Source organism: Vibrio rotiferianus CAIM 577 = LMG 21460 (genome assembly GCF_002741985.1).
Lineage (GTDB): Bacteria > Pseudomonadota > Gammaproteobacteria > Enterobacterales > Vibrionaceae > Vibrio > Vibrio rotiferianus.
On sequence record NZ_APHW01000111.1, the window covers coordinates 224,349 to 239,301 of the forward strand.

A 14,953-nucleotide genomic window follows, 5' to 3' on the forward strand; every position below is an offset into this window, starting at 1 on the left:
TCATCGCTAGGATGACACTATGAATCAGAAAATGATCATTGGGAACGCCGAAGCAATTTGCTTACCTGAGTTAGGGATTACTCACCTTGAAGCGCGTATTGATACAGGCGCACAGACTTCTTCTCTGCACGTAGATAATCTAGAGTGCACAGAGCAAGACGGTCAGTCATACGTAGAATTCGATCTACACCCAGATGTTTACCACTTAGAGCAAGTGGTTCGCTGTAAAGCTCCACTGAAGGCGAACCGCAAAGTGAAATCATCAAACGGGACCTTCGAACACCGCTGCGTGATCACGACGATGCTGCGCATGGGCGACCAAGAGTGGCCTATCGACATCACGCTGACTAACCGTGAAAAGATGACCTACATGATGTTGCTAGGTCGTCAGGGTATGGCAGACAAAGTTCTGGTAGACCCGAGCCAATCTCACTTATTGGCTCCATAATCCCCGTAGCTTCAGGTGAGCGAACTCCGTGGTCGCTCATCTGGCTCTTCTAGCTATCCTTTTCCTTTTTATCCCTCTCCTTTTTCACATTCTTACTTCTCAGTACAGAACGCATTAATCCTTTCAGTTTTATCTTCGTCACTCGCCAGTGCGTAATCGGTCTAACCGGTGCAGTATTGATGATGTGTTGATAAGCATCTTCATCGAACTCAACTTCACCGCCATGAGCCGCCAACAAACAACTCGGATTCATCTCAAAAACGCGCTTTAACGAACTGCGATACTTATTGGGATGAAAGATAGGAAACGGCGCAATCAAATGGCTTTTCACCTGCACCATTAAGTCCGCGACATAAAGTACATCTTGATCGGCATGATAAACCGACAAATCTCTATCAGTATGTCCGGGGGTTTCCAAAATTTGCCAATCAGCAAATCCGGGGACGGCGTCTCCATCCACCAGCTCAATATCCGGTCTTAGCTTCCGCGAATACCATAGATTCCGCTTAGGTTTACGCATTCGGTTCGCCATCCAACGCGCCAAAATCAAATCCGTAAGATGCATCAACCAACCATCAAAACCACCATACCAATGCGTGTCTCGTTTTGCAGCCAGAAGCTGACAACCAGTGAGATCTCGTAACTTGTGTGCTGCTCCAGCGTGGTCTGGGTGCATGTGGGTGACGACGACCAGTTTTAGGTCAGTGAACGAGCGATTAAGCTGATGCTCAATAAAATCCTTGAGGTGAGGAATGTCTGCTCGACTTGCGCCATCAAGCAACATTAATTTGTCTGGATACTCGGCAAGATACATGGTTTGGATGTATCCCTGAATTCTATGCAGCTGCAAAACATATCCTTGTTTTGTTGAATCTTAATTCTTTTTTTTCTTCGACCAAATCCTTACTGGTCAGACCAACTATAACAGCAGAATGGACACTCTGTTAAATAAATGTTTACACCACAACTCAACAACGATTATTAATCGAAAGAACAAATTTTAATCATTAGACACTAGTGGGGTTTTATCCGTTAATGCGCGCACACGGAGTTCGTGTCAGGGTATGAGGTTAGCGCCTCATGATTTGCTTTTTTGTATTTTCTCCTCTACTTCCTATGAGGGCTTAAATACATTTTTGTGAGAATCGAGTTGGAAAAAGCAACTAAATTAGACCGCATCCGCGCGGACTACAACGTTCACTACTGGAGCCAAGGCTTCTACGGAATTGATGACCAAGGCGAGGTATACGTATCTCCTCGTAGTGACCGTGCACACCAAATCCCTTTCAGTGCGATTGTTAATGAGCTAGAAGCTAAGCAGTTGAATCTGCCTGTATTAGTACGCTTCCCGCAAATCGTGCACCAGCGCGTGCATGGCATTTGCCAAGCTTTCAACCAAGCAATTGAAGAATACCAATATCCAAACAAATACCTGCTGGTATACCCAATTAAAGTAAACCAACAGCGTGAAGTGGTTGATGAAATCTTAGCGAGCCAAGCACAGCTAGAAAACAAACAGCTGGGCCTTGAAGCAGGCAGTAAGCCAGAGTTATTGGCCGTATTGGCATTGGCTCAACAAGGCAGCTCCGTGATCGTGTGTAATGGCTACAAAGACCGTGAATACGTGCGTCTTGCACTGATCGGTGAAAAGCTAGGTCACAAAGTATTTATCGTACTAGAGAAGCTATCTGAGCTTGATCTGGTACTTGAAGAAGCAAAAAGCTTGGGCGTAACACCACGTCTTGGCTTGCGTATCCGCCTTGCATCTCAAGGCGCTGGTAAATGGCAAGCAAGCGGCGGTGAAAAATCGAAGTTTGGTCTATCAGCATCTCAAGTATTGAGCGTGATTGATCGTCTAAAACGCGAAGACAAGCTGGATACCATGCAATTGGTTCACTTCCACCTTGGCTCACAGATGGCGAACATCCGTGATGTACGTAATGGTGTAAATGAATCTGCACGTTTCTACTGTGAACTACGTGCCATGGGTGCAAACATTGATTACTTCGATGTTGGCGGTGGTTTAGCAGTAGACTATGACGGTACACGCAGCCAATCTTCGAACTCAATGAACTACGGTCTTGCAGAATACGCGCGTAACATCGTGAATACGGTCGGCGATGTATGTCAGCACTACGAACAACCGATGCCAGTGATTATCTCTGAATCAGGTCGTTCTCTGACTGCACACCACGCTGTATTGATTTCTAACGTTATTGGTACCGAAACATACCAACCGGAAGAAGTGTTCGAGCCGGCAGAAGACGCACCAATCTTGCTACAAAACATGTGGCGTAGCTGGGAAAACTTGCAGAATGGTACCGATGCGCGTGCATTAATTGAAATTTACAATGATACCCAAAGCGATTTGGCTGAGGTTCACTCACAATTCGCAACTGGCGTACTGAACCTTGAACAACGTGCGTGGGCAGAACAACTGTCGCTACGTATTTATTTCGAGTTAAGTCGTCAAATGAGTACCAAGAACCGTTTCCACCGTCCTATTTTGGATGAGTTGAGCGAACGTCTTGCGGACAAGTTCTTCGTGAACTTCTCTCTTTTCCAATCCCTGCCAGATGCATGGGGCATTGATCAGGTGTTCCCTGTTCTGCCACTTTCTGGCCTTGGCGATGTGGAAGAGCGTCGTGCGGTGATGTTGGACATCACTTGTGACTCCGATGGCGCGATTGACCACTATGTTGACGGTCAAGGCATTGAGAGCACGCTACCAGTACCAGCATGGAGCAACGACAAACCGTACCTAATGGGCTTCTTCCTAGTAGGCGCATACCAAGAGATCCTTGGTGACATGCACAACCTATTTGGTGACACCCACAGTGCAGTAGTCAATGTTGATGAAGACGGTCAATTCGAGATCAGCTACATCAACGAAGGTGATAGCGTAGAAGACATGATGCGCTACGTTCACATCGACGTAGATGCGATTCGTGACAATTACAAACAATTGGTTTCAGCGCGCGTTGAAGCCAGTGAACAAGAACAAATCCTAGCTGAACTGGAACAAGGTTTGGCGGGCTACACCTATTTAGAGGACTTCTGATATGAATGATTTGTTTACGAAAACCGATTATTCGCTTTACTCCAACTCTATGTCGTTTCTACGTCGACCGTACATCAAAAATCCAGTATCGGCAGACGCAGACGTTGTGGTGCTAGGGGTTCCTCTGGACATGGCGACTTCTGGTCGTCCTGGTGCGCGTATGGGGCCAGATGCTATCCGACGTGCGTCAGTAAACCTTGCTTGGGAAGGCAAGAAGTTCCCTTGGGACTTCAACGTATTTGATAAATTGAAAGTGATCGACGCAGGTGACCTTGTGTTCGATTGTGGTGACGCGGAAGATTTCACTTACCGCCTAGAAGCGGCAACAAGTGAGATTCTAAAGAGCGGTAAGACAATGCTAGGCTTGGGTGGTGACCACTTCATCACGCTACCAATCCTACGAGCTTACGCAAAACACCATGGTCAAATGGCACTGATTCACTTCGATGCGCACACGGACACTTACGCGAACGGCAGTTCTTACGACCACGGTACTATGTTCTACCACGCGCCAAAAGAAGGTCTGATTTCTGCGAAGAACTCAGTTCAAATTGGTATTCGTACTGAATATGAGCAACAAGATCACGGCTTCAATGTCATCAACGCGATGCAAGCAAACGACATGTCAGTAGAAGAGATTCTGGCAGAGATTCGTCGCACGGTTGCGGATAAGCCAGTGTATGTCACTTTTGACATCGACTGTCTGGATCCTGCGTTTGCACCAGGTACAGGTACGCCTGTTTGCGGCGGCTTGAACTCAGATAAAATTCTGAAGATCATTCGTGGTTTCGCTGGCATGAACATCGTGGGTATGGATGTGGTGGAAGTCTCTCCTCCTTACGACCACAGCGATGTAACAGCATTGGCTGGTGCGACCATCGCACTTGAGCTACTTTACGCCTACGCGTCAGGTCGCGAATAACGTAAGTTTTTTCAAAGTCATCACGGTATTTTAAAGGGAGCTTCAGCTCCCTTTTTTGTGCTCTACCCCTTACAAAAGTTGGATTAGTTTTTCTAATCCAAATCATAGATTTTTATCTTGCTCAACTTCACATTTTTTGATTGCTAAGTCGGCACTCAAGCTCTAATATCTCGCGCCTAGATTCCCTAATCACTTTGTTTATTTGGCTCTCCTATATGGAGCGCTAAGGCTTTTTACGTCTTAAATTTCTGGAGAGATACGCAAATGTCCGCCTCGTTTCCATTAGCGAAACTTACCTTTTTAATCGCAATTCTGACTGCCGTAGGTCAAATGACTCAAACGATGTACGTGCCTTCTATTGGTCATATGGCGGGTGAGTTCTTGGTATCAGCGTCTTCACTTCAAGCCGTGATGGCGTGTTACCTGATCCCTTATGGTCTATCGCAGTTTGTGTACGGTACGCTTTCTGATCGCCTTGGTCGTAAGCCGATCATCATTGCGGGTTTGATCATCTACATTCTTGGTACTTTGGTTGCGCTATTTGCTCATGAGTACGAATGGTTCCTAGCCGGTAGCTTTATCCAAGGTTTGGGTATCGGTTGTGGCGGTGCGATGTCTCGTACACTGACTCGTGACTGCTTTGAAGGCACAGAACTGCACCGTGCAAACAGCTTGATCAGTATGTGTGTAATTTTCTCGCCATTGATGGCCCCTGTACTGGGCGGTTACCTAACTGAAGCTTTCGGTTGGCGCTCTAGCTACTTATTCCTTGCACTGTTTGGTATCGCAGTAGTGATCACCATGATGACAAGCATGATGGAAACTTTGCCGAAAGAGCGTCGCAAACATGAATCTGTGGCGAAGAGCTACAAGTTCGTGCTGTCAGACAAACGCTTCCAAGGCTTCTTACTGGTGTTGGTTGCTACGTTCGCAGGCGTGGCAGTATTTGAAGCAGCAGCCGGTGTACTACTAGGTGGCGTACTTGGTTTACCGGCAACCACAGTAAGCTTGCTGTTTGTCTTACCGATTCCGGGTTACCTAGTCGGTGCAGGCTTATCGAGCTACATAGCACAACGTCGCTCTGAACGCCGTGCTCTGAATGTTGGTCTAGTGGCTATCTTAGTTGGCTCTGCTGTCGTGTTAATTCCTGGTCTGTTTGGTCTAACAACGGCATTGACCCTGATTGGTGGTGCAACCATTTACTTCTTGGGTGCGGGCATTTTGTTCCCAGCGGCAACAACAGGTGCGCTTTCACCATTTCCATACCATGCAGGTACTGGCGGTGCGATTTTAGGTGGTATGCAGAACCTAGGCGCGGGTATCGCGACGTTATTGGCTTCGTTCTTCCCAGCACAAGATCAAATGCCACTTGGTTGTTTGATGATGGCAATGTCGATCATCGCCATGCTTGGTCTACGTTGGGTTAATCGCAAGCACGACCATTCAAACGAAATGCCACTGGCGATCTAAAATTTGATTCTCATCCCCACCAAGATAAAGAAAAGGGACATGCTGCAAAGTGTGTTCCTTTTTTTGTTGTATATATCTTGTCCTTTGGATCTCATCCACCAGCAATTGCATTTAACATCCCACCTAATCTTTGCTAAAAAGAACAATTGCTTATACAAAAATTATTCGTTGGCCATTCGATATAAAAATATTCACTGGAAGAACACTAACGTACTTTTACTCACACTATAAATGAATGGCAAAGCGACACGAGAAGAGTACACAAAAAGGACACATAGATGCGTTTCACTTTAACCACGTTGGCCGTATCGGTCGCGCTAGTCACCGGATGCAGCAATCAAGGATTACCAACCATGAACCATTACTCCCAATCGCAACTCGTTGCTCAACAAACCCAAGCACCCGTTGCTAAAAAAGTCCCTCATGCAATGAATATTCATGGTGATACACGAGTAGATAGCTACTACTGGATGCGTGATGATGAACGCCAAGATCCAGAAATCTTGCAACACCTTGAGCAAGAGAACCAGTACGCCGAAACTGTACTGAAACACACCGAAGCACTACAAGAACAGCTGTTTGAAGAGATCAAAGGTCGCATTGCGAAAGATGACAATTCGGTTCCAGTTCGTAAAGGCAGTTACTACTACTCGAATGAAGTGACGGGCGACAACGAATACGAAGTACACCTGCGTGCAAAAGACTTTGCTGGTACAGATAAGCAAGTCATCTTGGATGTTAACGAACTGGCAAAAGAGCATGAGTTCTTCAGTATTGGCGGCCTATACGTAAGCCCAAATGAAAACATGCTGGCCTACGGTGAAGACACACTGAGTCGCCGTATTTACACCATCAAGATCAAAGACCTCACGACGGGCGAATATCTAAAAGATGAAATTGAAGGCGCATCAAGCGCAATCGCGTGGCAAAACGATAACCAAGCCTTCTACTACATCAAGAAAGACCCGCAAACACTGTTGGGTTATCAAGTTTACCGCCATGTACTAGGCACCCCTCAGACAAGCGATGAGCTGATCTACGAAGAAACCGATAGCGCTTACTACACCTTCTTGAGTAAGAGTAAAGACGGTCAGCAAGTTTACATTTGGCACTCAAGTACAGAGACAAGTGGCGTTTCTGTGATTGATGCCAACAACCCGAACGCTAAAGCCGAAGCTTTCTACCCTCGAGAGACTGGCATTGAATACAGCATCGCTAAACTGGGTGATTGGTATTACATCTACACTAACTACCAAGCCGTAAACTTCCGCTTGATGAAAGTGAAAGCAGAAGAGATGCATGACCGCTCTAAATGGGTTGATGTCATTGCTGCCGACGATAACACTCAGCTTGTCGATTTCGACTTGTTCGATGACCACCTTGTCTACGAGCAACGCGCAAACGGCTTATCTACCGTTAAGGTTCGCCAACTATCGACGGGCGAAGAGTTCCCACTTGAATTTAATGACAGCGCGTTTGCGGCTTACCTAACAGGCAACTATGAATTAGATAACTCAAAAGTTCGCATCTATTACAGCAGCTTGACCACACCGGGAACTTACTATGATTTCGACCTGAACTCTGGTGAATCTGAAATCATGAAGCAAACGCCAGTACTGGGTGATTTTGATGCTGATAACTATCAATCAGAGCGTATCATGGTTACTGCTCGTGATGGTAAGCAAGTGCCAGTCTCATTGGTTTACCGCAAAGACCTCTTTAAGAAAGATGGCACCAACCCAATCTACCAATACGGTTACGGCTCTTACGGTTCCACCATCGAGCCAACGTTCCGCTCAACTCGCCTCAGCTTACTTGATCGCGGTTTCGTGTACGCAATCGCTCATATTCGTGGTTCGGAAATGCTTGGTCGCCCTTGGTATGAAGATGGTAAAAAGCTAACGAAGCAGAATACCTTCAATGACTTCATCGATGTGACTAAGGGACTTGTGGAAGAAGGCTACGGGGCAGAAGATAAAGTATTTGCGGTAGGTGGCTCTGCGGGCGGTCTACTGATGGGCGCCATCATCAACCAAGCACCAGAGCTTTACCGTGGTATTGGCGCACATGTTCCATTTGTCGACGTTGTAACAACCATGCTGGATGAGTCAATACCTCTCACCACCAACGAATACGACGAATGGGGTAACCCGAACGATAAAACCTACTACGATTACATGCTGAACTACTCACCATACGATAATGTGAAAGCTCAGAACTACCCAAACATGTTGGTGACAACAGGTTTGCATGACTCACAGGTGCAATACTTTGAGCCGATGAAGTGGATCGCTAAACTTCGTGAAATGAAGACCGATGACAATGTACTGCTGTTCAAAACTGATATGGAAGCAGGCCATGGTGGCGCATCAGGTCGATTTAAGCGATTGAAAGAAGACGCATTAGAATACGCATTCTTCTTAGATTTACTAGAAACGAAATAGTGCCAGCGTAAATAGCAGTACTCACAAAATTCAATGCCCGCTTAATGCGGGCATTTTTAATCCAAACACAAGCTATGTCGTCCTTTCGAGCTTAACAGAAAGAAAAACGCCTACTCACAACGAGTAGGCGTTAACACAATAAATGTGTTTAGGCAGTAGAAACTGTCCTATTGGTTAGAAGTAGTAACGCGCACCTACAGTCCACCAATCATTTTCCTTCGCACCTACATCGTTACCTAGGTCAAACTGGTAACCCGCAAAGGTGTAGAAAGAAGGCGTAACCGCATACTCCGCTTGAAGTGCAGCTTCGCTATAAATTGTTTTGCTTGCTTTATCATCTTCTACTGATTCGTAGTTCACGCTGAACGTCCAATCATTTACACCGTATGCTAGAAGACCTTCTAATTGAATTGTTTCTGCATAATCACTGAAGAAATATTCATTCATGCCATAAACAACAGCTGCATATAGACCTGAACCATATTTGCCATAGTTCGCTGACAGCACGTGAGATGTCGCTGATTCAGATTTAGCACCAACTTGGACGTCGCCGCCGCTATATACGTATCCTAAACCAAAACCTGCTAGCTCAGTGCTTAGTGCAATTTGGCCACGTGCATCGTATTCATCATGCTCGCCTTGCCAACCTAGACCTAGGTTTAAACCAAAGCCTTCACCAAATTCGAAGCCCTTACGGTAGCTCAACATTTTGTTAGCACGAGCAGAACCCATGTTGCCATGGTTGCTGTATAAGAAGTCGTTGGCAAACGCGATTGGCATATCAGCTACGCCAGCTACATCATAGTATGGAGCCCATTGAGTACCTGCAACTACACGACCAAACTGCTCATGTGTCGCACCGATGTAACCTAGACGTGTTTTGAACGAATTGCCACCGCCGTTTAGGTAGTTAAGAGCCCATTCGCCTTTCGCATCAACTGTTACGCCATTACCAATATCTTTCTTACCTGCGACATTGATACGCGGAGATACTTGGTGAACTTCTACATTCTCGTTGAAGTACTCACCCACGCCTACAGAAACGTGACCACCAATCGACATTGATGTGCCATCGCTGTTGTAAACTTCTGCTGCGAAAGCTTGAGAACCACATGCTAGTGCCGCCACTGCAACGGCTAGAGTTTTCATTTTCATTGTTAACATCCGTATAGTTGTTTGTACTGGTTCGTCCCGACAGCAAAATCAGCAACCAGATCGCAACGAACAGATAACAAAGTAGTAATGAAACATAAATGAAACAAATACTTTCTTATGCAATTGGTGGTATTTGTGGTTAATTCTTAAGCAAGATCACATAAAAAAAGGGAACTTTTCAGTTCCCTTCATAATTTGTGTGGAGTTTTGCGTGTTACAACTGCCAGCGTGCGAGTGGCTTCTCAGTTTTGATACCTTTGCTTCCCCAACGGTCAATAACGTCAATTTGCAGTATGCGATCCTGTGATACTAATGAAATCAGTGTTTTTGACGGACGCTTATCTGTGATCAACCACAGAGTTTTATCTTCCTCAAATTGAGCTTTTAAAGATAGTTTCTCTTTGTCAGTCCATTCCAATTCAGGTTTGAATTGACGATCGACAACAAACAATTGATTACCTGATGCGAAATCTTCTAACGATTTTCCCAACAATACCACCGAATCGATCTCTTTTTCGAAAATGACTTCTTGTTGTTGATTAATAAGCTCTCGTACATTCAACATCAATGCTTGTTGGTTCTTCTCAATTCGCTCTCGATATTGAGGGTATATTTTTTGCAGATCCTCACCGACAATCGCAGCCATCCGAATCAAGTTTGTCGGGTTCATCCAGGCAAATTTAGACGTTTCGCCGTTTTCTAGTTTCAACGCCGCAACCCCTTGCGCCCTTGGAGAAATCGCTTGGGAAGCATCAATCTCAATTAGGCGAACATTCCCCTGTCGAGCGTAAACAAAGGTAGGATCTTGATGCCAAACAGCACCCAACGTGATAGCAACTGTTGCATCCTGTCCCGCTTTAATCACTTGTTGCTGACCCTTGCTCCCAAACCAGTTAACTAAACGCTCAATGCCATATCGCTTAGGTGGTAAGTAACTGGTTTCAATGCCTGTGCCTTGCATCAACTGCTGTGACAGCATGTAAGTGACAGGTGTACTGGTGAGAATGTCTTTAGCAACAGTAAGTGGCGTATATGCGCTCGCTACTATTATGCCCAACCCGATGATTAGCTTTTTCGTATTCATATTTAGATACCTGACTAGGCTTTACGTACGATGCGGTACATCGTTGCGGTTAAAAAGAAAATGGCAGAAACGATAATGATCGAAGCGCCAGATGGCACCGGAAGTTCCAACTCCATCGGTAAGACCGTCCCCACCAAGCACGCGATGGTTGCGAGTAAGGATGAGAGCAACACAAAGCTACCCATTCGCTTAGTGAGTAGACGTGCTGTAGCCCCTGGGATAAGTAGCAACGCGCCCACTAACACGGCACCAATGATCTTCACTGCTGCAATGGTGACAAGCGTGATCATCATAACGAATAGGTAGTCGTAGAAGCTGGTATTAAAGCCTCGAACACGAGCAATATCTGGGCTGATGCAAGTCAACAAAATGCGGTTAAATGTCGGGATCAGCAGTAATAAAATGATCAAGCAACTCACCGCCAAAATCGTAATATCTCTATCTGTCACCGTCAGGATCGAGCCAAACAGAACGTTCTCTAACATGTGGATATTGATTTTTCGTGCCACATACATCAGCAAGGCAGCACCAACTGCCAAAGCCAGCGCAAGGAATACACCAACGAGTGTATCGTATGGAACATTGGTTCGATTTCGCACGAAATGCAGCAATAAAGCGAAGATCATGCAGAAACTAAACAGTCCAATAAATGGATTTTCTGGTGGCTCGCCCAGAAGGACACCAATCGCAATACCAGTCAGAGCTGCGTGACCGACGGCTTCAGAAAAGAACGCCAAACGCTTGGCAATCACCAACGTGCCTAAACCGCCCAACAAAGGCCCCAGAATTAACGCAGCGACAATCGCGTTAACCATAAACGCATAAGCAAAACTGTCGCTAAGCCAACCCGCTTCAACGCCATGCAGAGCCAGTTCTCTTAACCAATCCATTACGCAGCCTCCACTTTCGCGGTGTAGTGCTTAAACAGAGACTCAATTCGCTCTGGGCTTAACACTTCAGAGTGATGTCCTGACGCGACTATCTGACGATTCACAACATGGACTTGGGCATCCAAACGACGCACAGCCGTTACATCATGATGTACAGCGAGAACTGTTTTCCCCTCTGCAACCACTTCATGAATCAAACCCTCTAGATAACGAACCCCTTGCTCGTCCATACCTGTTGTTGGCTCATCTAGGACAAGTAAACTTGGGTCGTCTAGCAAAGCTTGAGCAAACAATACCCGCTGTTGTTCACCACCTGATAGTTGTCCCATGCGACGGTCACTGCGCGCTGCCATCCCCACACGCTCTAACTGAGCCAGTGCTTTTTGAGTTTGCTTAGACTTACGTCGCCAAAACAACGGAACGCGTGTTTGATTCAGCAATACAAAGTCCATGACTGTCAGTGGCAGACTGGCTTCAAACATAGCCTTTTGAGGCACATAACCAATTTGTCCTGCTTGTTGCGTCTGCTTTGGATCTGGCCAATGTACCGAGATATCCCCCGTAAAAGGCGTTAAGCCCAACACTGAACGCAACAGGGATGTCTTACCACCACCGTTAGGCCCCATAATGACGTGGCATTGTCCCGCCTCGAACTGGGTTTGAATACCTTGCAGAATGAGGTTGTCACCATATTTCAGGCTCACCCCGTCAAGAGAAATAGAAGGGCCTGGCATCACGCTTTCTCCTGCGCGTGTTTGCTTGCGACGAACTTCATTGCTTCAATAAGCGTCGCGACGTTTTCACGCATTTCAACTTCCACCTTATTGGCTTCGTACTCGCCATGGGTCATATGAGAAAAACGGTAAAGCTGTACGCCAGTCGCTTCTTCGATCGTATCGACAAAGCGGTTAGGCATATTGAGTTCGTAAAACAGCACATCAATACCGGATTGACGAATCTTCTCGATGGTTTCTTGAAGTTGGCTAGCACTTGGCTCAACACCGTGTGCTGGTTCAATCACGGCAGCCACATCAACACCAAACTCTTGCAAGATATAACCATAGGCATTATGCGTCGTTGCTACTTTCATCCCAGCGGTATTCAATTGGCCTAAAGACAACATGGCGTCACGCTTTAACAAACGAAATGTTTTGGCGTAGTTACGCGCATTCTTTCGGTAGTAAGCCGCATTGTCTGGATCGAGCTTGCTCAGTTCACTCGCAATGGTGTACACCTTTTGAATCGTAGTCGATAGGCCAACAAACGTATGTGGATTCACCGCGCCTTTGCCGACTGACTGCCCCATTGCTGGTAACAGCGGTACTTCTTTGTTTGCTTCTATCACCACTAGGTCATCACGTTGAGCCGCTTGGATCACTTTTAGTGCAAAATCGTCATGGCCAATCCCATTCACGACAATCACATCCATTTGGTTCAAACGCTTAAGATCATTCGGTTGCGGCAAGTAGTTATGAGGATTAAAGCCCGCATCGACCAAAGGAATGATCTCCGCTTTATCTCCGACCACCGCTTTGACATAGCTGTAGTAAGGCTGCAAGGTAATACCTATGTTCAGCTTCTCTGCGAAGGTTGAAGTGGATACGGCCAGTAATGTACATGCCGTTAGAATTCGACGTAAGAAGGCGCGTTTCTTGATAGTTGTTATCATATTGATGGTTACTTATTGAACGTGATGACTTGTTGATCGAAATATTGATTGATCATAACGACTTAGTGGGCATGCGTAGCAGTGGATGAAGGCATTAAGACAACCTGGTGCCAGCCATTTTGCTTTCGCTCCTCTTGCTGGATAAGGTGACTCAACTGTTCCGCTGACGCTGATGTAGAGAGCCAAATATCAGCTTGCTCATGACGACTATCTAGGAGCATCGAAGCCGAGCCCTTTTCACCTTGTCTCACACCAATGTAAAGACCTGCATCCAGTTTTTGCCACTGATGAGAGCCTTTGCGCTGCCAGCTTTGGTCTTTAACAAATGGAGCAACCCAAAATTCTTCCAGCTCACTGATTTCTGGCCATTGGCCTTCATCAATATGAAGATCACGGATTTCCTCATGTGCAAGTTTGAGCTCAGCAATCATGGCAAGTTCTTCTTGTTCAAGGTCGGTAATCAATACTTGATGTGCGAGTGCTTCGGTATGTTCTGATTCGGTTTGATGATAAGGCAGCAAAAGCGTTGATATAGCGAGAATGCCAGCAATGGTCAGAGCAACCCATTTGCCTTCACGACTGCCATTATCTGGGCGAACTTTCTGGGTAATCATTTCTCTTTTAACTCAACCACATCCACTTCTACTGGGTTTTCATGACCAGCATCGAAGACAAGGTAGAAGTCCGTTTGAGGATGAGTAAATTCAGCAATCGAACGCTTGTCTGTAGTTACTTTGGCAATCAAGTTGTCATCGTAATCGTACATCTCAACATCGTAATCCACTGCAGTTGAACCATCAGAGTAGCCCGCTTCGCAGATCACTTTTTCTTGCTCTAGATGGCAACTCATCAATGGAAAATGCGCCGCTGCTTGAAAGGAAATAAAACCAGCAAAAATAGCTGAGACTTTAAGAATTGAAAGGTTTTTCATGGTGTATCCAAAATGGCTCAGTGTTTCACTGAGCTAAGCTTTGATTAGTTAAGTTGCGTTTCAAAAGTCAGGTGAACATTCGCACTGGCTTTATCTGCTAGTGGGTCATTTTTCAGCTCACCTTTGTAGTTGGCTTTCATTAGGTAACGGCCCGCCACTTCCGGCGTGAATGTAATTTTGCCGTCTTTATCACTCACTGCATCGATTTGCTCTTGATGGTTGCGGTAAAGCGTACCTTCACGAGTAATTTCCGCAGTCACACCTTGTTGAGGTTCCCCATTAAAGAAAAATTGGAAGATCACTTCTTCACCTTCAATGATGTCTGAAGGGTGCGTAAGCGGCTTCATCTCAAGCAATTTGCCTTCAATTTCCAATGCTTTTTCTGTTGGCATGCCCACTGTTACGTAGCTTTCTGCGCGGGTGTAGCTTAGCTGAGTCACCACATCACGCGCTTTTTCCGGAATAACGCTCGCACGGTCAGCTTTGCTCGCTTTTGCCCATTTCACCGTGTCACGACGGCCTGCTTTATATTGGGTGTAATAGCTAGGTTGATTGTTGATCGCGACCTTGTGTGTGCCTTCCTCTTCGAAATAGAAGTCAAACATCGAGCGGCGTTTGCCACGCACAACAAAGTTAGGACGCTCAGAACGGCCATCCGGCATGATCACAAACGCTTGCTCACTGCCTGCTGGTTTATCAAAAACAAACGTCCCGTGAGATGCGGTCACGTCGAACGTGAGCCAATCACCACCTTCTTTCGATACCGTGAAATGAGAAGGTAGAACCCAACGTGGGTGCGCTTGTGCCGTTGTCGCCGCAGCTAACCCCATCGCCATTACGCTTGCTAGTGCCACCGCTTTCATTTTGGTTTTCATTATT

Annotated in this window: 14 protein-coding genes; 5 read left to right on the forward strand and 9 right to left on the reverse strand. The window is 46.1% G+C overall.

What is annotated here, in order from left to right; translation table 11 throughout:
* Positions 1-19: 19 nt before the first annotated feature.
* Positions 20-448: an ATP-dependent zinc protease family protein gene (locus B853_RS25735; protein WP_005432588.1), complete on the forward strand. Its 429-nt coding sequence runs from the start codon at positions 20-22 to the stop codon at positions 446-448.
* 49 nt (positions 449-497) lie between these two features.
* Here B853_RS25735 and B853_RS25740 read toward each other — a convergent pair whose 3' ends face one another.
* On the reverse strand, positions 498-1,262 hold the full coding sequence (locus tag B853_RS25740) for an MBL fold metallo-hydrolase (RefSeq protein ID WP_038883220.1): 765 nt from the start codon (positions 1,260-1,262) through the stop codon (positions 498-500).
* A gap of 336 nt (positions 1,263-1,598) precedes the next feature.
* On the opposite strand from B853_RS25740, the gene speA reads away from it, so the two are divergent.
* From speA to B853_RS25760, 4 genes are all read left to right on the forward strand, one after another.
* Complete coding sequence (speA, locus tag B853_RS25745; protein ID WP_010453264.1) at positions 1,599-3,509, forward strand: arginine decarboxylase; 1,911 nt, start codon at positions 1,599-1,601, stop codon at positions 3,507-3,509.
* 1 nt (position 3,510) lies between these two features.
* Positions 3,511-4,431, forward strand: a complete 921-nt coding sequence (gene speB, locus B853_RS25750) for an agmatinase (RefSeq protein ID WP_010453266.1) — start codon at positions 3,511-3,513, stop codon at positions 4,429-4,431.
* Between the two features lie 264 nt (positions 4,432-4,695).
* Positions 4,696-5,901: a multidrug efflux MFS transporter EmrD gene (gene emrD, locus B853_RS25755; RefSeq protein ID WP_038883216.1), complete on the forward strand. Its 1,206-nt coding sequence runs from the start codon at positions 4,696-4,698 to the stop codon at positions 5,899-5,901.
* A gap of 278 nt (positions 5,902-6,179) precedes the next feature.
* Positions 6,180-8,345, forward strand: coding sequence for a S9 family peptidase (locus tag B853_RS25760; protein ID WP_081641150.1), 2,166 nt, complete (start codon positions 6,180-6,182; stop codon positions 8,343-8,345).
* Between the two features lie 174 nt (positions 8,346-8,519).
* Here B853_RS25760 and B853_RS25765 read toward each other — a convergent pair whose 3' ends face one another.
* From B853_RS25765 to B853_RS25800, 8 genes are all read right to left on the reverse strand, one after another.
* A complete protein-coding gene (locus B853_RS25765; RefSeq protein WP_038883212.1) occupies positions 8,520-9,500 on the reverse strand; it encodes a porin in 981 nt (326 codons plus the stop codon).
* A gap of 214 nt (positions 9,501-9,714) precedes the next feature.
* The gene (locus B853_RS25770; RefSeq protein ID WP_038883211.1) at positions 9,715-10,584 is read right to left on the reverse strand and encodes a metal ABC transporter solute-binding protein, Zn/Mn family; all 870 of its coding nucleotides are present in this window, start codon (positions 10,582-10,584) and stop codon (positions 9,715-9,717) included.
* 14 nt (positions 10,585-10,598) lie between these two features.
* Positions 10,599-11,474 carry a metal ABC transporter permease gene (locus B853_RS25775; RefSeq protein ID WP_005432612.1) on the reverse strand — a complete coding sequence of 292 codons (876 nt, stop codon included), beginning with the start codon at positions 11,472-11,474 and terminating at the stop codon, positions 10,599-10,601.
* Positions 11,474-12,208 carry a metal ABC transporter ATP-binding protein gene (locus tag B853_RS25780; protein WP_038883210.1) on the reverse strand — a complete coding sequence of 245 codons (735 nt, stop codon included), beginning with the start codon at positions 12,206-12,208 and terminating at the stop codon, positions 11,474-11,476. The genes B853_RS25775 and B853_RS25780 overlap by 1 nt, the downstream gene beginning before the upstream one ends.
* Positions 12,208-13,143 (reverse strand): metal ABC transporter solute-binding protein, Zn/Mn family, encoded by a 936-nt coding sequence (locus tag B853_RS25785; protein WP_038883209.1) that lies wholly within the window; start codon positions 13,141-13,143, stop codon positions 12,208-12,210. Before B853_RS25785 ends, B853_RS25780 begins: the two co-directional genes overlap by 1 nt.
* A gap of 62 nt (positions 13,144-13,205) precedes the next feature.
* Positions 13,206-13,757, reverse strand: coding sequence for a DUF6162 family protein (locus B853_RS25790; RefSeq protein WP_038883207.1), 552 nt, complete (start codon positions 13,755-13,757; stop codon positions 13,206-13,208).
* A complete protein-coding gene (locus tag B853_RS25795; RefSeq protein ID WP_005432620.1) occupies positions 13,754-14,074 on the reverse strand; it encodes a hypothetical protein in 321 nt (106 codons plus the stop codon). The genes B853_RS25790 and B853_RS25795 overlap by 4 nt, the downstream gene beginning before the upstream one ends.
* Before the next feature lie 44 nt (positions 14,075-14,118).
* Positions 14,119-14,949, reverse strand: a complete 831-nt coding sequence (locus tag B853_RS25800) for a DUF4198 domain-containing protein (protein WP_038883205.1) — start codon at positions 14,947-14,949, stop codon at positions 14,119-14,121.
* Positions 14,950-14,953: the final 4 nt, after the last annotated feature.